General features: G+C 71.4%; 26 protein-coding genes and 1 CRISPR repeat array. Of the genes, 13 read left to right on the plus strand and 13 right to left on the minus strand.

Annotated features, from left to right (window positions below):
* Positions 1-98 precede the first annotated feature (98 nt).
* Positions 99-1,343: a CRISPR direct-repeat array (repeat unit 28 nt; unit sequence GTCGGCCCCGCACGCGCGGGGATCGTCC).
* A gap of 530 nt (positions 1,344-1,873) precedes the next feature.
* Positions 1,874-3,127, plus strand: a complete 1,254-nt coding sequence (locus ACIBST_RS30365; RefSeq protein WP_397176617.1) for a WD40 repeat domain-containing protein — start codon at positions 1,874-1,876, stop codon at positions 3,125-3,127.
* Between the two features lie 813 nt (positions 3,128-3,940).
* Positions 3,941-4,120 carry a hypothetical protein gene (locus ACIBST_RS30370; protein WP_397176619.1) on the plus strand — a complete coding sequence of 60 codons (180 nt, stop codon included), beginning with the start codon at positions 3,941-3,943 and terminating at the stop codon, positions 4,118-4,120.
* Between the two features lie 359 nt (positions 4,121-4,479).
* Here the strand turns inward: ACIBST_RS30370 and ACIBST_RS30375 are convergent, their stop codons facing one another.
* Positions 4,480-5,313, minus strand: coding sequence for an SDR family oxidoreductase (locus ACIBST_RS30375; RefSeq protein ID WP_397176621.1), 834 nt, complete (start codon positions 5,311-5,313; stop codon positions 4,480-4,482).
* Positions 5,314-5,883: 570 nt separating this feature from the next.
* The gene (locus ACIBST_RS30380; RefSeq protein WP_397176623.1) at positions 5,884-6,411 is read right to left on the minus strand and encodes a CGNR zinc finger domain-containing protein; all 528 of its coding nucleotides are present in this window, start codon (positions 6,409-6,411) and stop codon (positions 5,884-5,886) included.
* Between the two features lie 26 nt (positions 6,412-6,437).
* On the opposite strand from ACIBST_RS30380, the gene ACIBST_RS30385 reads away from it, so the two are divergent.
* On the plus strand, positions 6,438-6,902 hold the full coding sequence (locus tag ACIBST_RS30385) for a GNAT family N-acetyltransferase (RefSeq protein ID WP_397176625.1): 465 nt from the start codon (positions 6,438-6,440) through the stop codon (positions 6,900-6,902).
* Complete coding sequence (locus tag ACIBST_RS30390) at positions 6,899-8,062, plus strand: MFS transporter (RefSeq protein WP_397176627.1); 1,164 nt, start codon at positions 6,899-6,901, stop codon at positions 8,060-8,062. Before ACIBST_RS30385 ends, ACIBST_RS30390 begins: the two co-directional genes overlap by 4 nt.
* 70 nt (positions 8,063-8,132) lie before the next feature.
* Here ACIBST_RS30390 and ACIBST_RS30395 read toward each other — a convergent pair whose 3' ends face one another.
* Positions 8,133-8,897, minus strand: a complete 765-nt coding sequence (locus tag ACIBST_RS30395; protein WP_397176629.1) for an SDR family oxidoreductase — start codon at positions 8,895-8,897, stop codon at positions 8,133-8,135.
* A 241-nt stretch (positions 8,898-9,138) separates the two neighbouring features.
* Between ACIBST_RS30395 and ACIBST_RS30400 the strand changes: the two genes are divergently transcribed.
* On the plus strand, positions 9,139-9,657 hold the full coding sequence (locus tag ACIBST_RS30400) for an NUDIX hydrolase (protein WP_397176631.1): 519 nt from the start codon (positions 9,139-9,141) through the stop codon (positions 9,655-9,657).
* Here the strand turns inward: ACIBST_RS30400 and ACIBST_RS30405 are convergent.
* Positions 9,647-9,796 carry a hypothetical protein gene (locus ACIBST_RS30405; protein WP_397176632.1) on the minus strand — a complete coding sequence of 50 codons (150 nt, stop codon included), beginning with the start codon at positions 9,794-9,796 and terminating at the stop codon, positions 9,647-9,649. The two genes, ACIBST_RS30400 and ACIBST_RS30405, sit on opposite strands and share 11 nt — an antisense overlap.
* A gap of 308 nt (positions 9,797-10,104) precedes the next feature.
* Here ACIBST_RS30405 and ACIBST_RS30410 point away from each other — a divergent pair, with 308 nt between their 5' ends.
* Complete coding sequence (locus tag ACIBST_RS30410) at positions 10,105-10,473, plus strand: hypothetical protein (protein ID WP_397176633.1); 369 nt, start codon at positions 10,105-10,107, stop codon at positions 10,471-10,473.
* A gap of 16 nt (positions 10,474-10,489) precedes the next feature.
* Here the strand turns inward: ACIBST_RS30410 and ACIBST_RS30415 are convergent, their stop codons facing one another.
* A complete protein-coding gene (locus ACIBST_RS30415) occupies positions 10,490-11,059 on the minus strand; it encodes a TetR/AcrR family transcriptional regulator (RefSeq protein ID WP_397176635.1) in 570 nt (189 codons plus the stop codon).
* 67 nt (positions 11,060-11,126) lie between these two features.
* On the opposite strand from ACIBST_RS30415, the gene ACIBST_RS30420 reads away from it, so the two are divergent.
* Complete coding sequence (locus ACIBST_RS30420; protein WP_397176636.1) at positions 11,127-12,296, plus strand: FAD-dependent monooxygenase; 1,170 nt, start codon at positions 11,127-11,129, stop codon at positions 12,294-12,296.
* Positions 12,297-12,309: 13 nt separating this feature from the next.
* Here ACIBST_RS30420 and ACIBST_RS30425 read toward each other — a convergent pair whose 3' ends face one another.
* Positions 12,310-13,308, minus strand: coding sequence for a lytic murein transglycosylase (locus tag ACIBST_RS30425; protein WP_397176637.1), 999 nt, complete (start codon positions 13,306-13,308; stop codon positions 12,310-12,312).
* A 152-nt stretch (positions 13,309-13,460) separates the two neighbouring features.
* Here ACIBST_RS30425 and ACIBST_RS30430 point away from each other — a divergent pair, with 152 nt between their 5' ends.
* Entirely contained in the window at positions 13,461-13,961 is a 501-nt protein-coding gene (locus ACIBST_RS30430; RefSeq protein WP_397176639.1) for an STAS domain-containing protein, read from the plus strand.
* A gap of 43 nt (positions 13,962-14,004) precedes the next feature.
* Here ACIBST_RS30430 and ACIBST_RS30435 read toward each other — a convergent pair whose 3' ends face one another.
* From ACIBST_RS30435 to ACIBST_RS30445, 3 genes are read right to left on the minus strand one after another with little or no spacing between them, the layout of a single operon-like run.
* The gene (locus tag ACIBST_RS30435; protein ID WP_397176640.1) at positions 14,005-14,373 is read right to left on the minus strand and encodes an STAS domain-containing protein; all 369 of its coding nucleotides are present in this window, start codon (positions 14,371-14,373) and stop codon (positions 14,005-14,007) included.
* On the minus strand, positions 14,370-15,473 hold the full coding sequence (locus tag ACIBST_RS30440; protein ID WP_397176642.1) for a B12-binding domain-containing protein: 1,104 nt from the start codon (positions 15,471-15,473) through the stop codon (positions 14,370-14,372). Before ACIBST_RS30440 ends, ACIBST_RS30435 begins: the two co-directional genes overlap by 4 nt.
* Entirely contained in the window at positions 15,470-17,203 is a 1,734-nt protein-coding gene (locus ACIBST_RS30445) for a PP2C family protein-serine/threonine phosphatase (protein WP_397176644.1), read from the minus strand. The genes ACIBST_RS30440 and ACIBST_RS30445 overlap by 4 nt, the downstream gene beginning before the upstream one ends.
* A 220-nt stretch (positions 17,204-17,423) precedes the next feature.
* Between ACIBST_RS30445 and ACIBST_RS30450 the strand changes: the two genes are divergently transcribed.
* The 3 genes from ACIBST_RS30450 to ACIBST_RS30460 all read left to right on the plus strand — a co-directional run bounded on the left by ACIBST_RS30450 (position 17,424) and on the right by ACIBST_RS30460 (position 20,000).
* Positions 17,424-18,209 carry a hypothetical protein gene (locus ACIBST_RS30450; RefSeq protein ID WP_397176646.1) on the plus strand — a complete coding sequence of 262 codons (786 nt, stop codon included), beginning with the start codon at positions 17,424-17,426 and terminating at the stop codon, positions 18,207-18,209.
* A 7-nt stretch (positions 18,210-18,216) separates the two neighbouring features.
* Entirely contained in the window at positions 18,217-18,627 is a 411-nt protein-coding gene (locus tag ACIBST_RS30455; RefSeq protein ID WP_397176648.1) for a hypothetical protein, read from the plus strand.
* Positions 18,628-18,728: 101 nt separating this feature from the next.
* Entirely contained in the window at positions 18,729-20,000 is a 1,272-nt protein-coding gene (locus ACIBST_RS30460) for a hypothetical protein (protein WP_397176650.1), read from the plus strand.
* A 42-nt stretch (positions 20,001-20,042) separates the two neighbouring features.
* On the opposite strand, the gene ACIBST_RS30465 is transcribed toward ACIBST_RS30460, so the two are convergent.
* From ACIBST_RS30465 to ACIBST_RS30480, 4 genes are read right to left on the minus strand one after another with little or no spacing between them, the layout of a single operon-like run.
* Positions 20,043-20,786, minus strand: a complete 744-nt coding sequence (locus tag ACIBST_RS30465) for an amino acid ABC transporter ATP-binding protein (protein ID WP_358301108.1) — start codon at positions 20,784-20,786, stop codon at positions 20,043-20,045.
* A 29-nt stretch (positions 20,787-20,815) separates the two neighbouring features.
* A complete protein-coding gene (locus tag ACIBST_RS30470; protein WP_352322116.1) occupies positions 20,816-21,724 on the minus strand; it encodes an amino acid ABC transporter permease in 909 nt (302 codons plus the stop codon).
* 2 nt (positions 21,725-21,726) lie between these two features.
* Complete coding sequence (locus tag ACIBST_RS30475; protein WP_397176651.1) at positions 21,727-22,692, minus strand: ABC transporter substrate-binding protein; 966 nt, start codon at positions 22,690-22,692, stop codon at positions 21,727-21,729.
* A 14-nt stretch (positions 22,693-22,706) separates the two neighbouring features.
* Positions 22,707-24,269 carry an amidohydrolase gene (locus ACIBST_RS30480; protein WP_397176653.1) on the minus strand — a complete coding sequence of 521 codons (1,563 nt, stop codon included), beginning with the start codon at positions 24,267-24,269 and terminating at the stop codon, positions 22,707-22,709.
* A 116-nt stretch (positions 24,270-24,385) separates the two neighbouring features.
* Between ACIBST_RS30480 and ACIBST_RS30485 the strand changes: the two genes are divergently transcribed.
* Both ACIBST_RS30485 and ACIBST_RS30490 read left to right on the plus strand, forming a co-directional pair.
* Positions 24,386-25,261 (plus strand): LysR family transcriptional regulator, encoded by an 876-nt coding sequence (locus ACIBST_RS30485; protein ID WP_397176654.1) that lies wholly within the window; start codon positions 24,386-24,388, stop codon positions 25,259-25,261.
* A gap of 125 nt (positions 25,262-25,386) precedes the next feature.
* Positions 25,387-26,562, plus strand: a complete 1,176-nt coding sequence (locus ACIBST_RS30490; RefSeq protein ID WP_397176656.1) for an amidase — start codon at positions 25,387-25,389, stop codon at positions 26,560-26,562.
* The last annotated feature ends 6 nt before the right edge of the window (positions 26,563-26,568 follow it).

Below are 26,568 nucleotides of genomic sequence, written 5' to 3' on the forward strand. Positions count from 1 at the left end.
CCGACCCGATCCGAGCACGAGCAGTAGTCAACGACAACATCAGGGGGTCAAGATTCAACCGTCGTTAGGGGGTCAGAATTCGGCCGTCGTTGACAAAGGTCGGCCCCGCACGCGCGGGGATCGTCCGAGCCACGCCACCGGGGCCGCGGTCGAGCTGGCGTCGGCCCCGCACGCGCGGGGATCGTCCCTGTGTTCTAGGGAGTTTACCTAGGAGTGTCCGGTCGGCCCCGCACGCGCGGGGATCGTCCTGCGGACCTGGATCCGCCGCTTCTTTTTCGGGTGTCGGCCCCGCACGCGCGGGGATCGTCCTCCGCCTGGTCCGTCTCTGTCAGATCCATCGGGGTCGGCCCCGCACGCGCGGGGATCGTCCGGTCACCCCGAGCCCCAGCCCGTCCCCCACGTCGTCGGCCCCGCACGCGCGGGGACCGTCCCACACAAAGAGACCCCCGTGGGAATGGGGGTCTGTCGGCCCCGCACGCGCGGGGATCGTCCCGCCATCGCCAGGTCCTGGACCACCGGCCTGTCGTCGGCCCCGCATGCGCGAGGATCGTCCAGGCATCGAGGGGTCTGACGAGGTCACGGCGGCGTCGGCCCCGCACGCGTGGGGATCGTCCGAGGAGTCAGGATGACTCGCCCACCGCCTACCGGTGAGCCCCGCACGCGCGGGGATCGTCCCCGCTCTCCCGCGAGGGGTGCCCGGGGCTGGGGGTGGGCCCCGCACGCGCGGGGATCATCCGGGTCTCCCTCTCCAGGCGGCACCCGCCCTGGCGTCGGCCCCGCACGCGCGTGGATCTTCCGGCACTCAAGGACCGCCAGGCGGCGGCCACCACGTTGGTCTCGCGCGCGCGGGGATCTTCCGTTCGGCAACGACCAGACCGCCTACCGGATCATGTCGGCCCCGCACGCGCGGGGATCTTCCCTCGGGCACTCCGACGTGAACGTGCATTTCACCGTCGGCCCCGCATGCGCGGGGATCTTCCCATGGCTACCTACCTCGACCTCTCGGCGAGGAAGTCGGCCGCGCGCGTGGGGATCTTCCGCATTTCCAGGACGTCTACCTGGACTGGCAGCGGTCGGCCCCGCACACGCGGGGGTCTTCCCGCGGCGCGCAGCATCCGCAAGGTCCTGGAGGGGGCGGCCCCGCACGCGCAGGGATCTTCCCTGGCCACCGGACCGCGGCACAGGCGGGTGGGTGTCGGCTCCGCACTCGCAGGATCTTCCCTTGGTTCATGCAGGCTCTGCCACCACCCTCAGATCGGCCCCGCATGCGCGGGGATCTTCCGAAGTCCGGCAACGCCTGGAAGGGGTGAGGCCCGTCAGCCCCGCACGCGCAGGGATCACCCCGGCTCTGTATGGGTGCGAGCTGCAGAGGCGCATGTTGGCGCCGAATGCGAGATCATTCGGCCTCGCAGGCGCCGGGGAGTCGTTCGCGCACTGAGCCATCGATGCTGGTAGGAATGAGGACTTCTCCCTCGGCATGGGAGGAGAGCCACGGGAGCCAATTTGGGGAGCCACCGCCTTGCGACTCCTTCAGTCGTTCCGCTTCCTCCTTGGGGCCTTCCAAGAGGTAGGAGGCGCCCCGATCGACTCACATCGACATACCCGGACCTGCCTGTCTTCCTTCGCATCGAAGGGGTCAGGGGTTCGAATCCCCTCATCTCCACCAGGTCAAAGGCCGCTTCCGAGTGATCGGGAGCGGCCTTCTGCGTTGCCGGGTGACTACGGTTTCCTTCTTCGAGCTCAGCCCTCGGAGCGTTCGAGTCGCTCGCATGATCTAGCGCACTCGGGCCACTCCCATTACTGTCGGCCATCTGTGATCGCATGACTCCTCCGGCCGCCCCGAGGTAAGAGCCGGCCACAAGGACGGTGAGCGGTGTCTGATCTGGTGCGGCTGGACATGGACGACGCGTCCGGACATGGTGCGGCCAGGCGGGGCGTGAGTGATCCCCCGGTGGACGACCGATTTGTCCCATCTACTTCGCCCGGTTCCATGGGCTTCTGGGCTGATGGCTACACGGTCCCCGCCGGTGAAGGCGTGGGTATGTCAGCCGCATCGACGCGGCCATCACTCCTTCGTCGAGACCTCCCGTGGATCGTCGCGCTGGCGCTTGTGGCGGCGTTGACCATCGCTGTGTGGCCTTCCTCGGTTCTGCTGGGGCATCACGACGACCCCGTCGTGGCGATGGCGGTAGGGGAACTGGAGGGCCGGCCGGTCGCCGTGAGCGCTGGTAGCGGCTACGACGACACCGCCTTACGGGTGTGGGACCTGACCACGGGCGATCCCGTCGGCGAACCGATCGTCGCTCACCCGGTCGGTGTCCTGACGCTGGCGCTCGGGGAGGTGGACGGTCGGCCGGTAGCTGTCATAGGCGGCTACGACGATGCCGTACGGGTGTTGGATCTGACCACACGCGAACTCGTGGGCGAACCGATGAGGCTCAGTAAGTCTGACCGCGTCGATGCGGTGGCGGTCGGGGAGGTCAACGGTCGGGCCGTCGTCGTCGTTGCGGGAGATTGGGGCGACGCCGCCACCCGGAAGCTACCTGTGCGGGTCTGGGATCTGGCCACGCATGAGCCCGTCGGCGAACCGCTGGTCGGACACACCGGCCTCGTCTTGAGCGTGGCCCTTGGAGAGGTGAACGGTCGAGCGGTTGCCGTCACTGGCAGCGTTGACGGTACGACACGCATATGGGATCTGGTCACCCGCAAGCAGATGGGCGATCCGATAGTCAGCGCTACCGGTGTCGGGAACGTCGCGCTCGGGAAGGTGGACGGCAGACAGGTCGTCGTCTCCACCGACGACGAGAACATATCGGTGTGGGACCTGGCCACCCACCGACTCATCGGTGCACCGATACCGACAGGTCTCACCTATGGGGTCAGGACAGTAGTGATTGAAGAGGTTGACGGCCGGTCAGTCATCCTCGCCGGTGGTGGTGACGGCGATGACGGCGGTGCCGTGCAGGTTTGGGATCTCGGTACGCATGAACCACTGGGCAGACGGATGAGATACGCCAACTGGGTCGGGAACGTGGCGATCGGACATGTGGCTGGAAGAGTGGTCGCCGTCACCGGAGACGGTGACGGCGACGTGCGAATGCGGGACTTGAGCGGCCACACACAATGAGCCAGTGTCGCCGAGGACACGCCTCAGGTTGGCCAGGTAGTCCGCGACAGACTTTGACGTATGGAAATACTTCCCGGCGCAGGCGTGGCCTTGGTAAAGGGCGGGGATCGGGTTCTTCGAGGGCGTGCAGTTGACCTACCGATTCATGGATGAGGTGGTTTCTGATCTGGCGGGGAAGGGCTGCACGAGCACTTCTTCTGACATCGGATTCACTTTCCACGCGGGCTTCTCGGTGTGGTCGATGGGATCTCTGTGGGTTCGTGATCTAAACCATGAAGCTGACGAGGAGGACGAACGCTCAATCGTCGAAGGGGTGTCTGTGCCCCCTACTCGTAGTGGGGCGAGGGCTGAATGGGCCATCTGCGCAGGCAGCCGACCGGTTCCAGGGCGTCGGCGCGAGCCTGCTCGATCAGCTCCCTGCGGAGTCTTTGGGCTCTGTACGTGCTGCGGCAGCGTGCTCCAGATCGATTTCCGTCGATGCCTGGATCACAGTGCTCATCAGTGCGTCAGTCAATAGCTGATTCCGGTTCTGACGATGCAACCAGGCTTCTGCGGTCTTGGTATCACCGGGGTTGGTATCGCGAGCACGCCTTGAATGACATAGTGGCGCCCGATATGCTGCTGGAGCTGTTTCTGTATTGACACGTCTCGGCGGAGGCGGCGGGTAGGAATTTCCTTGAAACATCCCGACACTCCCGAATGCCGCGCCCGCGAGCCCGATTGATCGGATCGCTGCAGACATAAGTGATCAAGAGTCCGCCGCAACCGGCTCATCCTGGAACACGAACCAGTTGCAGCGAGAGATTGCAGGTCGTGGAATTGGACGCGCTGTGGGTGATCGGGGTCGTCTCCGCCTTGGCCGCGGTATGCGCCGTGACGGCCTCGATCGTGACGACTCGAAGACAGACGGGGCTGAGCCGTCTGTTCGCCGGGATCGCCGTCGCCCTGGTCGCGATTTTTGTCATCATCGCGCGGACCAGGAATCTGCGATAACGAAGAACTGCCGGCGCGTGCACGACTCCCATGAGAGTAGTCGTGGCTTCAGTGCCCGTGTGCGTCTGTGCCGCTGCGCGGCGATTGCGGAAGAGGGGACGATCTTCCCACGCCTCAACTGCGTTGAGATGCCCACCGTTGGCCAGATCGGCCTTGGCCGACTGTCAGACCGGAAGCTGTTGCCGCCGTCTGGAGGGGGCCTCCTGAAAGGTGATGCCGGGATCTCTGTAGAGCCCGCAACCGCCTCAGGGGGCCGGCCGTTGCTGCCCGTCACCCGCCACGTCAAGGCGGCTTCCCTTTTCCATCGAGCGGCTCTTGCTTCTACTCCGGAACGGCCTCATGCGACATCCTTCATGCCGTCAGTGGAAGGCTGTGGCGTTGCGCTTGGCCCAGTCGGCGAAGGTGGCGGGAGTGCGGCCCAGGATCTTCTGGACGTCGGGGCTGACGGTCTGTTCGCGCAGGGTTGGGGTGCCGAGGATGTCGAGGGTGGTGTCGGCCACCGGGGCGGGCATGAAGGTGAGCATCTGGGCCCGGGCCTCTTCCCGGGTCTGGTCGATGAAGGTGATGGGCTCGCCGATGGCGTCCCCGATGGCGGCCGCGCGCTCGCGTGGGGTGGTCGGCGCGGGGCCGGTCAGTTCGTAGATCGCCTTCGTGTGGCCGGGCTGGGTCAGGGTGGTGGCGGCCACGGCGGCGATGTCGTCGGGGTCGATGACCGGGAGGCCGACCTCGGCGAAGGGCGCGGCGATCGTGCGGCTCGTCCTGACGGACGAGACCCAGGCGTAGGCGTTGGAGGCGAAGCCGCCGGGGCGCAGGATGGTCCAGTCGGTACCGGAGTCCATGACGGCCTGTTCGAAGGCGGCGAAGGCCTTTCCGTGTGACAAGGAGTCCGGGCGGGTGGCCACTCCCTGGGAAGAGAGCAGGACGATCCTTCCGGAGTCCGCGAACTGGGCGACGACCCGGGCGGGGTCGCCGGCCATCATCAGGTCACCGCCGATGAGGAGGAAGACCGCGTCCGGCGCGGAAGGCAGGTCGGCGGGCGATTGGGAGAGGTCGGCGGAGATCGTGCGGACTCCGGGTGGTACGTCGGCATTGGTGATGCGGCGGGAGACGGCGGTCACTTCGTGGCCCTGCTCCGCGAGGATGCGGACCAGCGTGCGGCCGACATTTCCGGTGGCTCCTGTGACGACGATCATGGCAGTACCTCGATGTTAAGAGTTAGTTGGCTGACTGACTGAGTACAAGGTAGCACGACTTGCGCTCCTGTAGTTAGTCGGATGACTGACTTTTGCGACGTCCGCCTGCGGGGTGGAGGTCGGCGGTGAGGGGGAGGGGTTCATCAGGGCGGAGGTCGAGGCGTGTGCTGGCTGGACGCTGGGCGCACGCGACCTCGTTACGACGCCAGTGCACTGGCTGGGTGTTGAGTGCACACGACCTCGTTACGACGTCAGTGCGCCGCCGGAGCCGCTGATCCCGCTCAACGTCGGGACATGTCCGGATCCGCGCCCTAGCCGCCTTGCGCCGTCACCCCTCGCCCGGATTCGGCACCCGTTGGCCCGGTCACCAGGGCGGGATCGCTGCGAAGGGGCTCCCTCCTGTGTGCATGTTCGAGGACGTGGCGGGTCCTCGGTGAGGAGGGCGGTGTCGGTTCAGGCGGTTGAGGCGTGCGGGGGGAGGGGCTCGGCCTGCCTTCGAAGTGGCTCACCGGCCTGGGGGTGAGCGCGAAGGCGGACAGCAGGGCGGTGGTACAGGTGACGACGTGAATGTCAGGTAAGAGGGGTGGAGTGGCGGGCGCGGTGGCGGCGTACTGCGTCTCTGTTGGCGCACGAGGGGGAGCAGTAGCGCTGGCGTGCGGTGCGTGAGGTGTCCGCGAAGATCGTGTCGCAGCCGGCGGCGGCGCACCGTCCGAGCCGGTCCATGCCCCGGCTGACCAGGTGCATCGCCGTGCCGACGGAGATCAGCGCGAACAGCACCGCGCCGAGCGGCTGCAGGTCGTCGCGATAGTGCAGGTGCCAGCCGTGGGCGTGGTCGGTCATCCGGGGGTAGGCGGCCGACTGGGCCAGCATCTCGTTGACCAGCTCGGCCTTCTCGCGCTCGCCCGTGGCGTCGACGACGTTGGTCCAGGCGGCGATGACGGCGAGGGTCTGGTCGAGATCCGACGGTTCGACCGGGCGTTCCAGCACCAGACCGGCCGTACGGCAGCGATGGGCGAGTTCGTCGGCGGTCGCCGGTGGGCGGTTCGCCAGTTCCGCGGCGAAGTTCACCACGTCCGCGCCGTAAGGGTTGAGGTGCACAAGGGCATTACATCAGCCTGTACGTCATGACGCGAACAGCAACGGAACAGGATGTTCCGGAACTCGTCCGCCTCCGGGCGCTGCTCTTCGACGACCTCGGCGGCGACTTCTTCAACCCCGCGGACGCCGATGATGAGTGGCGCGACGCGCTCGCCCGGGTCTTCAAGCGGAAGCTGGCCGAACCCGACTGCCGGATCCTGGTCGTGGACGGCGACACCGGCCTGGCCGCCTGCGGCATCGGCACGATCGAACAGTGGTTCCCCGGCCCCCACTCCCGCAACGGCAGGATCGGCCATGTCATCGGCATGGTCACCGACCCGTCGTACCGGCGGCGTGGGCACGGCCGGGCGATCATGCTCGGCCTGCTCGACTGGTTCCGCGACCGGGACGCCGTACGGGTCGATCTCACCGCCTCCCGCGAGGCGGAACCGCTCTACCGGCGACTCGGCTTCGCCGACCACCCCGATCCCCTGCTGTGCTGGAAGCCGTGAGGACATCGCGATACCGCTGGATCATTCTGGGGGTCGCGACCTTCACGCAGGCCGCGTCCGCGTTCTTCGTGCAGGGCATCGGCGCGATGAGCGTCCACCTGCAACGGGACCTGAGGCTGAACACGACCCAGCTCGGCCTGCTGCAGTCGGCGGCCCAGTTGCTTCCGCTGGCCGGGCTGCTCGTGGCGGGACGGCTGCTGGACCGCCACGGCGAACGCTGGGTCGTCGGGATCGGCGCTCTCGTGGTCGCCGCCGCGCTGGCGGCGGGCAGCGCGACGACGGGGTACGTCTCCTTGGTCGTCGTCCTGCTGGTCGTGGGTGCGGGGTACAGCGCCGTTCAGCCGGGTGGGAGCAAGTTGGTGGCGTCCTGGTTCGATGCCTCGAAGCGCGGGCTGGCCATGGGGATTCGTCAGGCGGGGCTTCCGCTGGGCGGCGTCCTCGCCGCGTTCGTGCTTCCCACGCTGGCGACGAGCTTCGGCCGGCGGTCGACGTTCGTGGCCGGCGCGCTCGTCGCATTGTCGGGCGCCGTCGTCTTCATGGCCCTCTGTCGTCATCCGCCGGACCGGCGGCCGGTGCCGGGCGCGTCCCGTGTGCGGCTGGAGCTGTTGCGCGGACCGTACCTGAAGAAGGTCATCCTGTCCGGCACGAGCATGGTGGCGGTGCACAGCGGCGTGGGCGTCCTCACCGTGCTGTATTCGCATGAGGTGGCGTCCATGGACGCCGCCTCGGCGGCCCTGGTCTACGTCGCGGTCCAGTGCGCGGGCGCGCTGGGCCGGGTCTGCCTGGCGGCGTGGAGCGACCGGCACAGCTCCGGCCGCTACGCCTGCGTCATGACGTGCCTGGCCGCCGTGATCATCGGGATGACGCTGCTGGCCACCCCCGTCGGCCGATCTCCCGTCGCGGCGTGCCTGCTGTTCAGCTGGCTCGGCTTCTTCGGAATCGGCTGGTACGGCCCCTGGATCGCCTACGCCGCCGAATCGGCGCCGCCGGACCACACCGGATCCGTCCTCGGGCTGGCCATGGCCGTCAACCAGGTGGCGATCGTCCTGACGCCACCTGTGCTCGGCCTGCTCACGGACCTGACCGGCGGCTTCGCGCCCGCCTGGGCCCTGCTCGCCGCGCTGACCGCGGCCACCATGGCGGCGACCGCCCGGCCGTGACCGGTTCGGACGGCCGCCGCCGCAGCCTCCTCTGATGACGATGCATCGGCCGCGTCCTCTTGCCGGATCGTCACCAGGGCAGGGGGCCGTCCTCGCTGAAGAATCCGCCGGTGGGGCCGTCCTCGCCGAGGGTGGCCAGGCGCACCACCACGGCCGCGCCCTGCGCCGGGGTGAGGAAGCCGCTGTGGCCGTTGATGTCGGTGTCGACGTAACCAGGGGCGGCGGCGTTGACCAGGATGTTCTCTTTACGTAGCTCGTTTGCGTACTGCAGGGTCAGCGCGTTCAGCGCGGCCTTGGACGGCGAGTAGGCCGCTGACGTCAGCCCCGACAGGGGCCCGTCGACCTCGGCGGTCAGCGTCAGCGAGGCGGCGTGGCTGGAGAGGTTGACGATCCGTGCGGCGGGGGATCGCCGCAGCAGCGGGAGCACCGCGTTGGTCACGTTGATCACTCCGAGGACGTTGGTCTCGAACACCTCGCGGACCAGCTCCACGTCCACGGCACTGGGGACACGGTCCAGGGCGTCCTGGGGCGCGGCCTGGCCCGATCCGGTGATGCCGGCGTTGTTGACCAGCACGTCCAGGCGGCCGAAGCGCTCGTCGATCCAGGAAGCGGCCGCCCGGGCGGTGGAGGGGGCGGTGACGTCCAGTTCGAGCGCGTGTGCGTCGCCGCCCGTGGCGCGGATCGCCGCCGCGGCCTCCTCGCCGCGGCGCGCGTCACGGGCGCCGACCAGGACGGTCACCTGCCGTGCGGCCAGCAGTTCGGCGACCGCGCGGCCGATTCCCTTGTTCGCGCCGGTGATCAGGGCCACCTTCGGCTGTGACGTGTGCTCGTTCATGGGCGGGGTTTCCTTCCGAGTCGGGCGGTTGAGGTGTCGCCGCTTTGTCCATGGAGACTCCGATCCAGGGGATCCTGTGACGCTGTTCCCCTGTGGTGTGCGTCACGTCCGTGCGAGGCGGAGTGGGGGGCCGTCCGGCTGGGAGGCTGCCGGTCCGGGACAGACAGTCGGAGGGCGGTTCCAGGTGGTCCGAATGCCGTCTTCGATGTCTGTCGGTGATCGCGCGTCCGAGGAGGGTCGTATGGCAGCTTTGGTCGCTGCTCGTGACGGGGAGCGCATGCCCATGCGTTCGAACGGCCAGGACTGGCTGGTGTCCTGGCACCCGGTCGACGACCCGCAGGAAGGCCGGTCCAACGGCGCCGCCGGCGTCTGCGTGACGGCTGCCGGCGGGCTGGTCCTCATCAGTCATGACGGCGAGCACTGGGGTTTCCCGGCCGGACGGCCTGAGGGCACGGAGACGATAGAGGAGACCCTGCGCCGGGAGATGCTCGAGGAAGCGTGCGTCACGGTCACCGGCAGTCGCCTGCTCGGGTGTTCCCGCAGCGAGTGCGTGCGCGGGCGCGAGCTCGGCCTGGTCCTCGTCCGCTCCTACTGGCGTGCGGAGGTCCGGCTTGACGATTGGGCGCCGCGGTTCGAGATCCGGCACCGGCGGGTGGTTCCGGTGTCCGAGGCGAAGAAGTACGTCCGCGATCCCGACCTGGCCGCGACCCGGATCTCCTTCCGCGCCCTGGACGAAGCCGCCGATGCCTTCAGCCCCTGACCTCGGCGAGCGTCGGCGGCGGCGCGCAGACGGCGTCCGGGGGCGACAGCAGCACCCACACCGGCCCGACGCCTCCCGCCGGCTGCGCCGGACGCAGGCCGATCAGACCGCCAGCGGCCCACCGGGGAGCGGATCGCACGCCCAGAGACCGGTGCCGGCGGCCCGGGAACCGTGCGGTGAGCCGGTCGCGATTGTGGTCCGCAGCGGCGAGCGCGGCCGGTTGAACGGCGAATGCCAAGAATGACGCGGTGATTGCGTTCAGGAATGTTCTGCGATTCGGCATTTCGACCTCCCGGGCCGGGCGCGACCCTTTTTAGCCTGGGCTAAAAGGCATTGTGGGGCGTGTTGCGGGTGGGGCAGGCTTCCCGTCATCGGGGCGCACCGGGTCCGGTGATATCGCCGAACAGCGGTGTCGCCGTGGTTCCGCACGGCCGGAGAGGACGAGAAATGTTCGGAACGGGAAATCGGACGAGGAAACTGCTTGCCACGGCGGCCGCCGCCGGAGCGGCTCTGACGATCGTGGCCACCCCCGGCTCGGCCGCCGCGTCGGCGTCGGCGTGGTGCCAGTCGAGCTACCTGGTCTACAAGTACTGGAAGTCGGACGGCAGCATCGGCAGCTGGAGCAAGAACTGCAGCGGTGACTACTCGCTCAATTCCAAGGGCTACAAGCTGGAGCCCGGCGGCTGGTCCGGTTACATCGACTACAGCGACGGCACCTGGGATTACTTCTGCGACTTCCAGAACAAATGGCTGGGCAAGCGGGTCGTCAAAATCACGATGGCCGCCGCGAAGATCGAGTACTGCGTCAATAAGTGATCGCCGGGCTGAGCGGTCATCGGCCGGGGCGCAGGCCGTCCAGCAAGACGGTGAGGTAGGCGTCGGCGAGTGCCTGTGAGGGAGGCTGGGCGCGGGCGACGGCCAGGGCGGTCCGGCCGAGGAGCGTCGTGACGACGGCGGGGTCGAGGTCGGTGCGGATCGCTCCCTCGCGGCGCGCCCCCTCGATCATCTCCTCGACGGCGGCGGCCAGCCCGGCGCGCAGGGCGGTGGTGGCCGGCAGGTCCAGGCCGTCGAGCTGGTCGTTGACGGCGTGGTGGGCGGTCTGGAACGCGATCAGCTCGCGGAGGAAGGTCCGCAGGGCCTGGTGGGCCGTGGTCTCGGCGAGCAGGTCGCGAGCGCGCTGGACGACCGGTTCGAGCAGACGGGAGACGGCGGCGTCCAGCAGGGCGTCCTTGCCGCCGAAGGCGCGTACGACGGTCGCGGCCCCGAGCCCCGCCTGCTTGGCGATGGCCTCGACGGTGAGCATCGCGCCGGGTTCGGCCAGCAGCGTCATGGCGGCGTCGAGGGCGAGTCGGCGGTTGCGCACGGCGTCGGCGCGGCGCTTGGGCTCAGCGGGTGTTGACAACTGAAATGCTCATTCCACATAGTTAACTGGAACGCTTATTTCAGTTACTGTACCCCGAGGAGCCCTGGTGAACGAGCGCATCCTGATCTCCGGGGCCGGCATCGCCGGGCTGGCCCTGGCCCACTGGCTGGCCAGGCTGGGCTTCCGGCCCACGATCGTCGAGCGCGCCCCGCGCCTGCGCGCCGGCGGCAACGGTGTGGACCTGCGTGACCACGCCGTCGAGGTGGCCACGCGGATGGGCATCATGCCGCGGGTGCGCGCGCTGGCCGCCGACGTGCGCGGCATGAAGTTCGTGGACGCCGGCGGCCGGCCCGTCGCCCGCGTCGACACCCGCGACCCCGGCTCGGTGGAGATCATGCGCGGCGACCTGGTGGCGCTGCTGCGCGGGGCGACCGACGTGGAGATCATGTTCGGCGACGCGATCAGCGGCCTGGACCAGGACGGGCAAGGTGTGCGGGTCGCCTTCGAGCACGCGCCCGCCCGCACCTTCGACCTGGTCGTCGGCGCCGACGGCATGCACTCCCGCGTGCGGCGGCTGGCCTTCGGGCCGGAGGAGGAGTTCGTCCGGCACAAGGACCACTACTTCGCCTTCGCCGACGCCGACGCCGCGCTCGGGGAGGACCGCTGGGTCACGATGTTCAACACGCCAGGCCGCATGGCCGGCGTCTACCGGTCGGGCAACCACCCGCAGGCCAAGGCGTACTTCATCTTCCGCTCCGCGCCGCTGGACTACGACCGCCGGGACGTCGCCGAGCACAAGCGGCTGGTGAGTCGGACGTTCGGGGACGAGACGGCCTGGCGTACCCGGGAACTGCTCGACTCGGCCCTGGCCGACCCCGACTTCTACTTCGACGCGCTGGGCCAGGTGCACATGGACGCGTGGTCCGAGGGCCGTGTCGCGCTCGTCGGCGACGCCGCCTGGTGCGCCTCGCCGGCTTCGGGCGCGGGCGCGGAGCTGGCCCTGGTGGGGGCGTACCGGCTGGCGGGAGAGCTCGCCGCCGCCGGTGGCGAGCACCGGGTCGCCTTCGCGCGGTACGAGGCCGCCCATCGTCCGCTGGTGACCAGGAAGCAGCAGATCGGCCCGAACGTCCGTCTCATGGTGCCGAGAACCGAGGGCGGCCGATGCGTCCGGGACGCCCTGGTCCGCCTCCCGCTGATGAGGGCCATGAGCGCGGTGGAACGCCACGTCCAGACCAGGACCACCCACCCCCTGCCGGACTACGGCCCGGTCCGATAGCGCGACCGGCGGGTTACTTGGGGCCGGTCAGGCGGCGTTCGCCTGCTGTGGTGAGCACGAAGACCTGCCAGTTGTAGTACGCGTGGTAGGCGCGCGGGTCGCGGCGCATCTGGCGGGCGTGCAGGAGCACGGCGTCCACGTACGCCTGGGACGGGTTGTAGGCGTGCAGGGCTCGCCGGTAGTCGCGCGGCGCGCCGCTGGCGTGGAGGTAGTTGGCCGCGGCCATGACGGCGTCCCGGGGGTTCTGGACGTCGCCGCCCATCCCGTACGCGCGCCAGGTCGCCGGCATGAACTGCATGGGCCCCTGGGCTCCGGCGTGGCTGTCGGCGCGTACCCGTCCGAACTTGGTCTCGACGAACATCACCGACGCCAGCACCTCCCATTCCACCCCGAAGCGGCGCTCGGCCCGCTTGAAGTGGCCGAGCAGTTCGGCGGCCGGGCGGGCCGGCTGGACCTTGAACACGGCCGACGGCTTGATGGGCCGGGTCAGGGCGAGCAGTCCGCGCAGGGCGCTGACGTTGTCCTTGGCCTGGGCGGCGAGGGCGGCGGGCAGGCGGGCGAAGGCGCGGTCGGCCAGGGCGCGGTGGCGGGCGGCGTGGCGGTAGAGGCGCTGCTGGTAGAGGGCCAGGAGCTCGACGTCCCGCGGCGGGGTGCCCGTCGGGGGGCGCCAGCGGTCGATGGCCGCGTTCAGCGCGGTGGTCGTGTCGCGCAGGGCCGTCGCCAGGCGGGCGGGGTCGGTGGGGAGCGGCGCGCCGGGGGCGGGGAGCGCCTGGCCGGAGGAGGCGCCGGCGCTCGCCGTCGCCGACGGGGCGGCGCCCGTCGCCTTCCCGGAGGCCGGGGAGGGGGCGGAGGCGGGGGAGGGCGAAGAGGGGGCGGCGGTCGTGGCCGTTGCGCCGCATCCGCCCGTCCCGGCGACTGCCGCGCTCACCAGCAGGAGACAGGCGAGCGTACGGCCCCGGCCGGTGCGGGGCTTCTGCGGGCGGGCGCGGAACGGGCGTCGGAGATCGTCCATGGTCGGCCAACCTACCTGCATCACGGCTTCATACCGGATATCTCACCCCGTATCGCTCCGCCGGGCGGCACTCGGCACTTGGGATGCGTACGCTTCTCACAAGGCGGCGGCGTGGCCGGGGATCGGCCGGGTAGAAGAGGACCCACCGGGAGGTGAGTGGCATCGACGGCGGAGAAGACGAGACGAGCTGGCGAGGGCCCCGGTTGCGGGCGGAGACGAGACAGGCGGACGGGTGCCTGGTCATGGGGTTGAGCGGGGAGCTCGACTTCATGCAGAAACCCGAGTTCCGGCAATGGGCGCTCGGCGTCGTGGCCGCCGGCCACAACGCCGGGAACGCCGGGAACGCCGGGAACAGCGACAACAGCAGCGACGGCGGGAGCGCGGCGCCGATGGTCGTGCTCGACCTCAGGGGCATCGAGTTCTTCGACTCCACCGGGCTGTCCGTCGTCATCGCGCTGTGGAAGCAGGCGCGTGACGCCGGCGGCGATCTGGCGGTGGCCGGTCCGCCGCCGATCTGCGCCAACATGATGCGGCGTACGGGGCTGGCCGACCACATCGCCATGGGCGACACGGTGGCCGCCGCGGTGGCCGGGGCGGCGATCCTGCGCCGCACGAGGGGTGACGCGGCCGGCGACCAGGCCGCGGCCGGCTGAACCTGAACCCGGCCGGCCGGATGGTGGCGGGCGGGCGGCGGGGTCAGTCCTGGGTGAAGGAGTGCTGGGTGGCGCCGGCCGGGGCGCCGGTGAGGTGCTCGTACGTGCCGCTGACGTCCAGCAGCCGTTCCAGCACCCGCGGGCGCTGCTCCAGGTGCAGCCGGGTGCCGGCCGTCACGGCGTGCTGGTGGATCATCAGCAGCGCCGACAGGCCGCTGGAGTCGCAGAAGTGCAGCCCGTCGAAGTCGAGGTGCAGGTCGGTCAGGCCGCCGTCGGCGAGCGCGGCGACGGCGGTGGTCAGGAGCTCTCGCGCCGTGTTGTAGTCCAGGTCACCGGTGACGGCGACGCGCAGCACCCCCGGGCGGGGCGTGGCCTGGACGAGGGTCAGCGGGTCGGGGGCGAAGGCGGTCATGCGATCTTTCCGTGGCCGGGGAGCGGGATTTCGTGGGTCGGGGAGGCCGCGGCGCTCACGGCGTCGCGCCCCTGAGCGATCAGGGCCGAGGCGCGCGGGAAGTCCTCCAGCCGCCTGTCCAGCAGGTCGAGAGCCGGCAGCAACGTGCCCGCCGGGACGCCGCGAGCGGTCAGGACGCCGGCCGTCCAGGTGAGGAACCGGATGAACAGCCCGGGGTCGTCCACGTAGAGCGCGGCGGCGAGGAAGTCGACGATGTGCAGGATGTCCTCGGCGGTGTGCCTGCGCTGCTGCGGCGTGTAGTGCGCCATCGCCGGGACGCGTTCCTCCAGGCCGCCCATGACGTCCCTGACCAGGCTCCGGGCCGACCGGCTGACCATGGTGAACTCCTGGTCGTCCAGGTGGGGCAGGTCGTCCACGGCCTGGCGGGTGGCGACGGGGCGGGGCAGCGGGCCGGCGGCGAGCCGGTCGGCGGCGGCGGCGCCGTCGGCGGCCCAGGCGTCGGCGCCGAGGAGGCGGGCGTAGCGGCCGTCCGGTCCGAACGCGGCACCGCCGGCCATCACCGGCGTGCCGGTCGCCTGGCAGGCGGTGATGGCGGCGTGGGCGCCGGGCAGCCGGGTGGGGATGGAGCTGGACAGCGCCACCACGTCGCAGGCCGTGCGGTGGAGGTGGGTGATGAGGTGGGGCGTCGGCACCTGCGCGCCGAGGTAGTCGACCCGCCAGCCGCGCAGCCGCAGCACCTCGGACAGGATGCGGGCGGGCATGGCGTGCCACTCGCCGTCGATGCAGGCGACGGCGATGCGCCCGCGTGCCGGGCCGTTCGCGGCGGCGGCGCGGGCGGCTGGGTGGTGGGCGAGGGCGGCCAGCACCCGCTCGTTGACGGCGGTGGCGGTGTGCTCCTGCGCCACGGTGATCTGGTTGCTCTCCCACTCCCGGCCGACGCGGGCCTGTACGGGGGCGACCACGTCCAGCAGCAGGGTTTCCAGCGAGATGTCCTGGTCGAGCGCGGCGAGCGCGGCGTCCGTGGCGGCGTACTCGTCGCCGGCGACGGCGGCGTCCCAGAGTTTTTCGCGCCAGGCGGAGAGTCCGTCTGCGTGCGTCATGCGGTGAACCTTCCCCGTCCGTGTCCTCCCACCGCGCTCAGATGTGCCCCGCGCGGCGCGGTGATGGCGATGACGGCCATGTCATCGTGATCGCCACCCCCTACCCACTGGGACGACAACATCTCCACACGCTCTGTGATCGCCTCGGGCGGCATGCCGCCGCACTGCCGCAGCTCCTCCTGCAGCCGCTCGTCGCCGAACATCTCGTCGCCGAGCGGGCCGCCCATGGCCTCGGTGATGCCGTCGGTGTAGAGCAGGCAGGTCTCGCCGGGTTCGAGGACCACGGTGTCGGTGACGCTCGTGACGCGTTCGAGCATGCCGATGAGGGTGCCCTTGGTGCTGGCCACGTCGACGCGCCCGTCGCCGCGCACGACGAGCGGCGGCGCGTGCCCGGCGCTGGTGACCCGGAGCAGGACGCGGTTGCCGGCCCGCTGGATCGAGGCCAGGACGAGCGTGACGAACCGGGAGCGGTCGCCGCCCTTGAGGAGCACGCCGTTGAGCAGTTCGAGCACGCGCTGATGGTCGCCGGCCATCGGCAGCAGGGCCTGCAGGGTGTGCCGGATCTTGCCGGTGAGCACGGCCGCCTCCAGGCCCTTGCCGGCCACGTCGCCGAGCACTACCAGCGACTCGTCGCCGGGCTCGGCGGGCGGGTGGAGGTCGTAGAAGTCGCCGCCGACGCGGGCGGTGTGCTCCGAGGGACGGTAGCGCGCGGCGACCTCGACGCCGTGCAGGCTCCGCACGCGGGGCGGCAGCAGCTCGCGCATGAGGGTCTCGGTGATGTCGGCCTGCTCGGCGTACAGGCGGGCGGCCGACATCGCGGCCCCGGCGCGGGCCGCGAACAGCCGGGCGAAGACCTCCTCGCCGTCGGAGAAGCACGCCTGGCCGCTGCCGCGCAGCAGCACGAGCGCCCCGGCCGGGACGCCGTGACCGGGCAGCGCGGTCACCACCATCGAGCCGATCTCGCCGAGCCCCTCGCGGGCCAGCCAGCCGGGGGCGGCGGCGGGGTCGATCCAGCGGGAGGGCAGCGGCGGGTAGCCCTGCAGCGCCTCGGCGAGCCCCGGCACGGCCTCGGGATCGACGGCCAGCTCCTCGCGGACGACGACGCCGTCCGGCCCGCAGTACGCGATGGGGTGCCGGCGCCGGTAGGGCGGCAGGATGACCAGCGCGGCGTCGGCCAGGTGGCGGGCGGCCAGCCGGGCGGTCACCTCCAGGCAGCGGTCGAGGTTGAGCGAGGACAGCAGCTCGCCGGAGGCCTTGTCGAGGAACGACGTCCGCTCGCGTTCGAGGTGCAGGGCCTGGGTGGCGCGTTCGAGGTCGGTGGTGTCGGCCAGCCACCAGGCGATCACGTCGCCGTCGCGGACCGGACGCGCCTCGAACGTGGCCGCCCCGATGGAACCGCGCACCCCCTCAGGAAGATCGGCGTCCGTAAGAGCGGCGTCCGTAAGAGCGGCGTCCGGAAGAGCGGCGTCCGGAAGAGCGGCGTCGAGGGGAGGGACGTCGAGGGGAGGGACGTCAGGGAGACGGGTTGTGGAGGCGTGGGCGTGGGAGAGCCAGGCGGGAGCGCTGTCCGCGAGCGTCGCGCCGGGCACCGCCTCGGGCAGCAGCCGCAGCGCCGCGTCGTTGGCCTGGGCGATGACTCCCGCGGTGTCCACCACCAGGACCGGGTAGGGGGCGCCGCGCCACACGGCCCCGGTCTCGTCCTGTCCCAGGCTGCTCCTCAGAACTCTCAAAACAACGAGCCCGCCGCAACGGGCTCTGCCTCCCTGAATCGTGGTCCCTTATACACGTTCTCCTCTCCACTGTAGCCGAGGCTCGCCCACCGCCCCAGCCGCGGACGGCCCGGTCGAGCGCCCCCGACCGGCCGTCTCCAGTGCTTTCCAGTCGTTTCCAAGGGGCCGCGGCCAGGGTCTGACCGGTCAGGACAGAACGCACTCGGCGGACGGGGAGAAGATGGGCCAGACGAGGACCCGGTCGGTTCTGGGCAGGACGGGGGCGACGCTCGTCCTGAGCGCGGTGCTCGGTTGCGCGGCGGGCCCCGCCGACGCGGCCGACGCGACCGTGGGGGCGGCGGCGTACGTGGTGCGGGGCAAGGTGGTGAACTCCGCCGGCCGGCCGGTCCAGGGCGCGAAGGTCGTGGTGAAGGACCGGCGTTACTACAACAGCGACATCGTCCTGCACAGCGACGGCAACGGCATCTACCGGGCGCAACTGCCACGCGAACCGTCGTCCTGGCTGGTCAGCGCCTCGGTGACGCGGCAGTTCCACGGCCGGCAGTACACCTTCGACCTGGAGCCGTCCTCGACCGCCTCCGTGCGGGCGAGCGCCGGCGGGGTGCGCAACTTCACCTGGCGCGTCACGGGCAGGCGGCCGGGCGCCGACGGCCGGTACTACGGCGGCCTGGTCGCCACGAACCTGTGGTTCGACAACCTTCCTGAGGACGTCGACCAGGAGAACGTACGGCTGACGATGACCCCGGTCGGCCCGCTGATCGACGGCAGCGACGGCAAGGTGGTCTCCGGCCGCGCGCCGGTCTACACCGACAGCGGCTGGGCGGTGGTCGACGTGCCCCTGGGCCGCTACCGCATCACCGCGACGTACCGCTCGGCCACCAGCGGCAAGGTCTACCCGCTCCAGGTGAAGCTGACCGGATCGGCCTCCTTCGGCCCGCAGGTCACCGCCGACTTCGAGCAGAGCGGGACCAACCAGCGGATCAGGCTGGAGGTCAGGTTCGGCTGACCCGGCCGTGCCGCGCCCGAAGAACGTGGACGACGAGATGAACGTGGACGACGAGATGGACTCGGACCACGGCACGGGTCTGGACGACGGCACGGGCCTGGACGACGGCACGGGCCTGGACGACGGCACGGGTCTGGACGACCGCTCGGAGCCGGCGGCCGGTACGGGTTCGCGGGCTCCCGGGCGGGTGGCCGCCGGCCTGCTCGTCCTGGCGGCGGTCGTGGCGGCGGGCGCCCTGGTCGGCGGTCTCGGGCATTCCGTGCTGCTCGACCGGCCGCTCCTACTGGGGACGCTGGCGGCGAGCCTGGTCGTCGTCTCGGGGGCGCTCGCCTTCGGCGGCGGTCCGCGCGGGCCCGTCGTCGCGCTCGTGATGACAGGCGGACGGTCATCCTCGACCCCCGTTCCGGACGCCCCCTGAACCCGGGCCGCCCCCAAGGCGGCTGAGAGGCAGAAAAGGAGAGGAACCGATATAATGATCATGCATCCCGGCGAGCAGGCGCTCCCGGGATCTTGCTTTTCATGCCCTCCTCACCTCATCGCGCGCTGCTCGCCGCGGCCGGCCCGCTGTTCTTGTCCATGAGCGCCGGGATCGTCGCCCAGCTCGTCACCACCTCCCTCCTCGGCCGTCAGGCCACCGCCCAACTGGCGGCCTTCGCGCTGGTCAACGCGGTGCTCATCCCCGTGACGGCCGCGGTGTCGGGTGGTCTGCGGGGGATGACGCCGTTCGTCGCCGCCTGCCGGGATCGTCCGGCGGAGGCGCTGCTCGTCCTGAAGGACGCGCGGTGGCTCACCGCCGCCCTCGGCACGGCCGGCGCGGGGGTCATGCTCGGCGTCCCGGTGATCGCGCGGATCGGCGGGGCGCCCGGCGAGGTGGTGGCCGAGTTCGGGGCGCTGCCGCCGCTGCTGGCGCTCCAGGTGCTGCTGTACGCGGCGGGCAGCGGCGCCGGCGGCGTGCTGGTCGCGCTCGGACGCGGCCGGCTGGTGCTCTGGTCCGGTCTGTCGAGCACGGCCACGGGGGTGGTGCTGCAACTCGTCCTGGTGCCGCGGATGGGCGTCCAGGGCAGCGGGGTGGCGCTGCTGGCGTCCACCGCGGTGGCCGTCGCGGTGTCCAACACGCTGCTGCTGCGCCTGCCCGAGCTGGCCGGGCGGTCGTCGTGGCCGGGCCGTCCGCGGTGGCGGGAGATCGCGCGGATGGCGCGGGTGGGCGTCCCGCTGTCGGCCACGCTCGTCGTGAAGTTCGCGGTCATGGGCGGGGTGACGTACGCCGCCGCGCGGACCGGGGCGCAGGGGGCCGCCGCGCACGCCATCCTGCTGTCGCTGCACGGATTCCTCGGGCTGGCCGCCGTCGCGGTCGCGCAGGCCGCGACGCCGGAGATCGCCAGGGCGGCCCTGCCGGGCGAGGCCCGCCGGCTGAACCGGGCGGCCCTGACGATCGCCGCCGCCGGCGTGCTGGCCGGCGGGCTGGTGCTGGTCATCGCGGGGGAGGCGGTGCTCGGGCTGTTCACCTCGGACGCCGCCGTGCTCGCCGCCGCGGTCGGCCTGGCGCCGTTGTCGGTGGCGTACGCCCTGGCCGACCACTGCGCGATCGTGATGTCGGCCGGGCTGACGGCGCTCAGGCGGTCGTCCTGGACGCTGGGGTCGGCCGTCCTGGGGAACGGCCTGCTGGCGTCCGTGGCGGGTCCGGCGGCGGGGGCGTGGGGGCTGCGGGGCCTGTGGCTGGCGTTGATCGCCGGTTCCCTGCTCGTCCTGGTGACGCAGACGGCCGGTTTCCTGCGGTTCAGCGCGCGCTAGAAGGGAGGGAAGGGGGCTCCGGCGGGCGGAGCCCCCTCGCCGTCAGGTGCGGTCCTGGGTCAGGACGCTGGACAGGAACGCCCTGGTCCGCTCGTGCCCCGGGTTGGCCAGCAGCTCGGCCGGCGGGCCGCTCTCGACCACGACCCCGTCGGCGAAGAAGGCCAGCCGGTCGCCGACCTCCCTGGCGAAGGCGATCTCGTGGGTGACCACGACCATCGTCATGCCGTCGGCGGCCAGGCCGCGCATGACCTCCAGCACCTCGTCCACCAGCTCGGGGTCGAGCGCGGACGTGGGCTCGTCGAACAGCATCAGCTCCGGGCTCATCGCCAGCGCCCTGGCGATGGCGACCCGCTGCTGCTGGCCGCCGGAGAGCTGGTGGGGCCGCTTGTGGGCGTGCGCGGCCAGGCCGACGCGCTCCAGGTGCTCCATCGCGGTCGCCCGCGCCCGCTCCGCCGAGACGCCGAGGACGTGGACGGGGGCGCAGGCCACGTTCTCCAGGGCGCTCTGGTGGGCGAACAGGTTGAACCGCTGGAACACCATGCCGATCCGGCGGCGGAAGACGGCGAACTCCTTGGGCGTCCACGGCCGGTAGCGGCCCTCGCGCAGGCTGTGCCCGACCTCCTCGCCGAGCACCCGCAGGCTGCCGCCGAGCACCGGCTCCAGCCCGTTGACGCAGCGCAGGAAGGTCGACTTGCCCGATCCGGACGGCCCGATCACGCAGCTCACCTCGCCCGGCGCGACGGTGAAGTCGACGCCGTTGAGCACCTGCGTGTCGCCGAAGCCCATGCGCACGCCCGTGGCGTGCACGACGGGGCTCACGCCGCCGCCTTCGGCAGGATCCGGGCCGCCAGCCCGCCGCCGCGGACCAGCCGTACGGCCTCGGAGCCGAACCGGCGTTCCAGGCGGCCCTGGAGGAAGGTCGCGACGGCGGTCATCAGCATGTACCACAGGCTCGCCACGATGAGCAGCTCCATGATCAGGTTGTTGGCCTTGTAGATCTGGCTGGCGTTGGTCATCAGGTCGTGCCCGGCCACCACGTAGACCAGCGACGTGGTCTTCAGCATGGAGATGAACTCGTTGCCGGTGGGCGGGATGATGATCCGCAGCGCCTGCGGCAGCACGATCACGCGCATGCGCTTGGCCGGGGTCATGCCCAGCGCGTACGCGGCCTCGGTCTGCCCGTGGTCGACGGCCTGGATCCCGGCCCGTACGGTCTCGGCGAAGTACGCCGCCAGGTTCAGCCCGAGCCCCAGCATGGCCGAGGTGAAACCGGTCATCACCTCGTTGGTGTCCCACTTGACGCCGATCATGGTGAACGGCACCTTGAGCACCAGCTCGGGGAACAGGAAGGCCAGGTTGTACCAGAAGATGAGCTGCACCAGCACCGGCGTGCCGCGGAAGAACCAGATGTAGAGCGTGGCCAGCCCGCTGAGCACCGGGTTGTGCGACAGCCGCATGATCGCCACGGCGACGCCGAGCACCAGCCCCAGCACGGTCGCCAGCACCGAGATCTCGATGGTGACCCAGACCCCGGCCAGGATGCGGTCGTTGAACAGGTATTCGGCGACCTTGCCCCAGTCGAGGCGCGGGTTCACCACGACCAGGTAGACCAGCCAGCCGGCGATCGCCGTCACGACGGCCGCGGCCAGCAGGCGGCCCCAGTGGCGGGTCCTGGCGACCGGGACGTGCTCCCCGGACGGCCCGGTGAAGGGTTCCGTGCGCATGGTCACTTACCGCCGTTGACGACAGCGGACTGGACGGCCAGCTTGTCCAGGTTCCACGCCTTCAGCAGCTTGGCGTACTCGCCACCGGCGATGAGCGAGTCGAGCGCGCCCTTCACCGCGTCGACGAGCTCCTTGTCGTCGGGCTTCATGCCGATGCCCCACGGGCTCTCGGTGCCCTCCAGGGCCATCGCCTCGACGTCGAGCTTGGGGTCGGCGGCCTTGCTGGCGGCCACCACGTAGTCGGTGATGGTGGCCTGCGCCCGCCCGCCGGTGACCTGGATCAGGGCCTCCTGGTCGCCGGGGAACTTCAGGATGTTCACGGCCGCCTTGCCGGCCTTCTTGCAGTCGGCGTCGTACTGCTCGGCCAGCTCCATGGACGAGCCGTTGTCGACGACGGACACCGTCTTGCCGCACAGCTCGGCCGGGCCGCCGATCTTGGCCGGGTTGCCCTTCTTGACCAGCAGACCGGCGCCGGCCTGCACGTAGTCCACGAACGTGACCTGCTTCTGCCGCTCCGGCGTGTCGCTCATCGAGGAGATGACGAAGTCGTAGCGGCCGGTGAGCACGCCGGGGATCTGGGAGTTGAACTCCTCGTCGGAGATGGTCACCTTGGCGCCGAGCTTCCTGGCGATGGCCCTGGCCAGCGCCGGGTCGAAGCCGATCGCCGTCTTGCCGTCGGTGGCGTACAGCTCCATGGGCGGGTAGCCGACGGACGTGACGACCTTCAGGCCCTGGGTCTTCAGGCGGGCGGGCGCCTTGGCGGCGAGAGCCTGGTCCGGGGTGATGGCGTTGATCACGTCGGCCGCCTTCTCCTCGGTGGGGGCCTGGTCGAGGGTGACCGCCGCCGCGCCGCCGTCCGCGGGGGCGGTGGCGTCGCCGCCGCCGCCGTCCAGGGACTGGGCGCCGCAGGCGGTGGTGGCGGCCAGCAGCGCGCCGGCGGCGAGGGCGGAGAGAGTGCGGATGTTCACGAGGGGGTGCTCCTTCAGGATCGCTGCCAGCGGACTTCGCCGCCGACGACGGTGGTGAGGACCTGGGTGCGCAGCACCGCCTCCGGCGGCTCCAGGTACGGGTCGGTGTCCACGGCGAGGAAGTCGGCGAGCATGCCGGGCGCGAGCACGCCCTTGCGGTCCTGCTCGCCGGCCGCGTACGCGGCGCCGAGGGTGTGCGCGGTGATCGCCTCGGCCATGCTCAGCCGCTGCTCGGGCTGCCAGCCGCCGGCGGGCGTGCCGTCCTGCCGGGTACGGGTGACCGCGGCGTACAGTGCGGCCCACGGGTCGGGGCTCTCCACCGGCGCGTCGGAGCCGAAGGCCAGTGCGACCCCGGCGTTGAGCATGCCCCGCCAGGCGTAGGAGGCCAGGTCGTGGCCGGCGAGCAGCGAGTCCACCAGGGCGATGTCGGTGGTGCAGTGCACCGGCTGCATCGAGGCGACGACGCCCAGCCTGGCCATCCTGGTCAGGTCCTGGGGACGCAGGTGCTGGGCGTGCTCGATGCGGTGCCGCAGGCCGGCGGTGGGCCCGATCGCCTCGTAGGCGTCGAGGACCAGCCGGTTGGCGCGGTCGCCGATGGCGTGCGTGGCGACCGCGATGCCGGCCGCCGCCGCCTTGCTGAAGATCCGTACGAGGTCTTCGTACGGGGTGACCGCGATGCCGGTGTTGTCGTGCTCACCGGCGAACGCCTCGTGCATGTGGCAGGTGTGCGAGCCGAGCGCGCCGTCGCTGAACACCTTGACCGGCCCGGTGCGGACCCAGTCGTCGCCCTGGCCGGTACGGCGGCCCTCGGCGATGGCGGCCTCCAGGGCGACCGTGGGGATCGCCTTGTGCACGCGGATCTTCAGCTCGCCGGCGTCGCGCAGCTCCAGGTAGGCGGCCCGGCAGTCCTCGCCGTCGATGTCGTGCACGCTGGTCAGCCCGAACGACAGCAGCTCCTCCTGGCCGGCGCGCAGCCGGTCGCGCAGGTCGCCGGAGACCATGAGGGCGCGCAGCGGGTACGAGGCGGACTCGCGCAGGATGCCGGTGGGCTCCCCGTACGCGTCCCGGACGATCTCGCCGCCGACCGGGTCGGGGGTGGAGGCGTCGATCCCGGCCATCCGCAGGGCGGCGGAGTTGGCCCAGACGGTGTGGCCGTCGACGTTGGGCAGCGCCACGGGCAGGTCGGGGCAGACCGAGTCGAGGGCCTGGCGGTCGGGCTGGACCGGCGGGTTCCAGATGTTGCTGTTCCACCGTCCGCCGAACAGCCAGGCGCCCGGCCGCAGGGTGGCCGCGTGCTCGGCCACCTTGGCCAGGGCCTCGTCCAGCGAGCGCACGTCGCGCAGGTCGACCGCGCCGAGGCTCTGGGCGTACTGGGCCGTGTGGATGTGGGCGTCGTACAGGCCGGGCAGGACGGCGGCGCCGTCGAGGTCCACCAGCTCGGCTCCCGGGCCCGCCGCCGCGCGCACGTCGGCCTCGGTTCCGACGGCGACGATCAGCTCGCCGTCCACGGCCATGGCCTGGGCGGCGGGGGCGCCGTTGGTGCCGGTGCGAATGGTGGCGTTGCGGTATACGCGCATGTCATGGATCTCTCAGGGGTTCGGGTGGGGTGGTGCGGCTCACTGTAGAAGTGGCGGAAAGAAGTAGGAAGCGATATAAACACGACATTTAGCAACGCTGAGGGCAAGGAACGCTTATGCTCAAGCCGGAACATCTGCGCACACTGCGTGAGGTCGTGCGTCTGGGGTCGTTCGCGGCGGCGGCGAACCGGCTCGGTTACACCTCCTCGGCCGTCTCCCAGCAGATGGCCGCGCTGGAGCGGGAGACCGGCGTGCGGCTGTTCGACCGCTTCGCCCACAGCGTGCTGCCGACCAGCGCGGCGGAGGTGCTGGCCCGGCAGGCCGAGACCGTGCTGGCCGACATCGAGCGCATGGTGGCCACCGTCCAGGCGGTCCACCGCAACAGCGAGCCGCAGATCCGCCTCGGGCTGTTCCCCAGCTTCACCGGCGTGCTGGCCGATGTCATGCGGCGGATGGAGCCGGAGGACCGGGCCGGGATCCGGCTGTCGGTCGCCGAGTCGTCGCAGCTCATCGCCCGTCTGGGCAGCGGCGGCGAGATGGACGCCGCGGTGGTCTACCAGGTCGGCAACACCGGGCTGTCGTGGCCGTCGGTGCTGACCAGACGGTGGATCGCCGAGGACCGGTACCGGCTGGTGCTGCCCCGGCTGTGGCCGGACCTGTCGCCGTACCGGGCCGAGCAGCTCGTGGACCTGCCATGGATCATGCACCATCCGGCCAGCAGCGACGCCACCCTCTTCGAGGCCCTGTTCGCCCACTGGAGCCTGCACCCGCGGGTGGTCTGCCACTCCGACGACTTCAAGATCACCATGTCGCTGATCGGCGCCGGCGTGGGCGCGGCCCTCATCCCCGACCTCGCGCTGCGCGGCCACGGCGAGGACGTCGTGGTGGTCGACGTGCCGTGGCTCAACATCAGCCGCAGCATCTTCACGCTGGTCCACCCCGACCGCGAGACCGCCCGCCTGCAGTGGCTGCTGGACGAGCTGACCGTCTGAACCGCTCTCGACGCGGCCTTGCTCGACGCGGCCGGGGCGCATCTGCCAGCATGTGCCGGATCACCCCCCGGGCCGCGGCCACCTGGCGTCGCCGTGCCCGCGCAAGGCTAAGGAGATCTTCCACCGTGGAACGCGAGGCGGCGATCGCCCAGTCCGCCGAGGCAATCCGCCTCCACAGCGGGCGCCACATCCTCATCGAGGCCGGCCCCGAGCCCGTCCTCGGCCGCCTCGGGCGCGACGACCGCCGCACGCCGGACGGCCCCCTGCGGAACTGGACGTACGTCGTCAAGGACATGATCGACGTGGCCGGCCTGCCCACCACCCGCGGCTCCGCCCTGTACGGCGCCGAACCGGCCCTGGCCGACGCCCGCTGCGTCGAGCTGCTGGACGCGTCCGGCGCGCTGCTGGTCGGCAAGGCGAACCAGCACGAGTTCGCCTGGGGCGTGACCAGCGAGAACCCGCACTGGGGCGACGTCGGCAACCCGCGCCACCCCCACCTGACCCCCGGCGGTTCGAGCGGCGGCACCGCCGCGGCGCTCGCCGCCGGGATCGCCCGGTTCGGGCTCGGCACCGACACCGGCGGCTCGGTGCGCATGCCCGCCGCCTGCTGCGGCGTCGTGGGCCTGCGCCCGCGCTCGGGGGCCGTGCCCGCCGCCGGGGTGGCGCCGCTCGCGCCGTCCTTCGACGTGGTCGGCCCGATGGCCACCTCGGTCGCCGACTGCGCCCGCGTCTGGCAGGCGCTGACCGGCGAGGCCGTCGAGCCGCCCGACTCGCTGGCCGGGCTGGTCGTGGGCGTCGTGGAGGGCTGCGGGCAGGCCGGGGACTTCGCCGAGCTGGGCGCGCGGCTGCGGGAGGTGGCCCTGCCCGCCGAGGTGCTGGAACCGTACTGGACGATCGTCGGGGCGCAGGCGCGCCGGACGCACGAGGGCACCTACCCCGAGTGCGCCGCCCGCTACAGCCCCGGGGTGCGCGCCAAGCTGGCCGCCGCCGGCGGCGTCGGCCACGAGGAGTACCGGCGGGCCGTCGAGCGGCTGGCGGCGCTGCAGGCCGCGTTCGCGGCCGCCGTCGAGGGGATCGACCTGCTGGTCATGCCGACGCTCGGCGCCCCCGCGCCCCGGGTCGGCTGCGACGAGGCCCGGGTGCGCGGCGCGGTCGGCCGGATCACCGCGACGGTGTCGGCCCTCGGCCTGCCCGCCCTGGCCGTCGGCGACCTGCAACTCGTCGCCACGAGCGAGGCCGCCGTGCTCCGGGCGGGGATGTGCCGTGAGGCCCGCGGCGGGACGATCCCCGAGCCGCGCTGACCCTCG

Origin of the sequence: Nonomuraea sp. NPDC049684, assembly GCF_044465345.1 — a bacterium.
GTDB lineage: Bacteria > Actinomycetota > Actinomycetes > Streptosporangiales > Streptosporangiaceae > Nonomuraea.

Coding starts and splice junctions, on each gene's coding strand:
- ACIBST_RS30465 (WP_358301108.1), bottom strand. CDS start 20,786: ATGGGCTTCGGCGACACGCAGGTGCTCAACGGCGTCGACTTCACCGTC.
- ACIBST_RS30385 (WP_397176625.1), top strand. CDS start 6,438: ATGACGCGAACAGCAACGGAACAGGATGTTCCGGAACTCGTCCGCCTC.
- ACIBST_RS30435 (WP_397176640.1), bottom strand. CDS start 14,373: ATGACCGCCTTCGCCCCCGACCCGCTGACCCTCGTCCAGGCCACGCCC.
- ACIBST_RS30485 (WP_397176654.1), top strand. CDS start 24,386: ATGCTCAAGCCGGAACATCTGCGCACACTGCGTGAGGTCGTGCGTCTG.
- ACIBST_RS30480 (WP_397176653.1), bottom strand. CDS start 24,269: ATGCGCGTATACCGCAACGCCACCATTCGCACCGGCACCAACGGCGCC.
- ACIBST_RS30410 (WP_397176633.1), top strand. CDS start 10,105: ATGTTCGGAACGGGAAATCGGACGAGGAAACTGCTTGCCACGGCGGCC.
- ACIBST_RS30375 (WP_397176621.1), bottom strand. CDS start 5,313: ATGATCGTCGTCACAGGAGCCACCGGAAATGTCGGCCGCACGCTGGTC.
- ACIBST_RS30440 (WP_397176642.1), bottom strand. CDS start 15,473: ATGACGCACGCAGACGGACTCTCCGCCTGGCGCGAAAAACTCTGGGAC.
- ACIBST_RS30395 (WP_397176629.1), bottom strand. CDS start 8,897: ATGAACGAGCACACGTCACAGCCGAAGGTGGCCCTGATCACCGGCGCG.
- ACIBST_RS30460 (WP_397176650.1), top strand. CDS start 18,729: ATGCCCTCCTCACCTCATCGCGCGCTGCTCGCCGCGGCCGGCCCGCTG.
- ACIBST_RS30400 (WP_397176631.1), top strand. CDS start 9,139: ATGGCAGCTTTGGTCGCTGCTCGTGACGGGGAGCGCATGCCCATGCGT.
- ACIBST_RS30470 (WP_352322116.1), bottom strand. CDS start 21,724: ATGCGCACGGAACCCTTCACCGGGCCGTCCGGGGAGCACGTCCCGGTC.
- ACIBST_RS30425 (WP_397176637.1), bottom strand. CDS start 13,308: ATGGACGATCTCCGACGCCCGTTCCGCGCCCGCCCGCAGAAGCCCCGC.
- ACIBST_RS30450 (WP_397176646.1), top strand. CDS start 17,424: ATGGGCCAGACGAGGACCCGGTCGGTTCTGGGCAGGACGGGGGCGACG.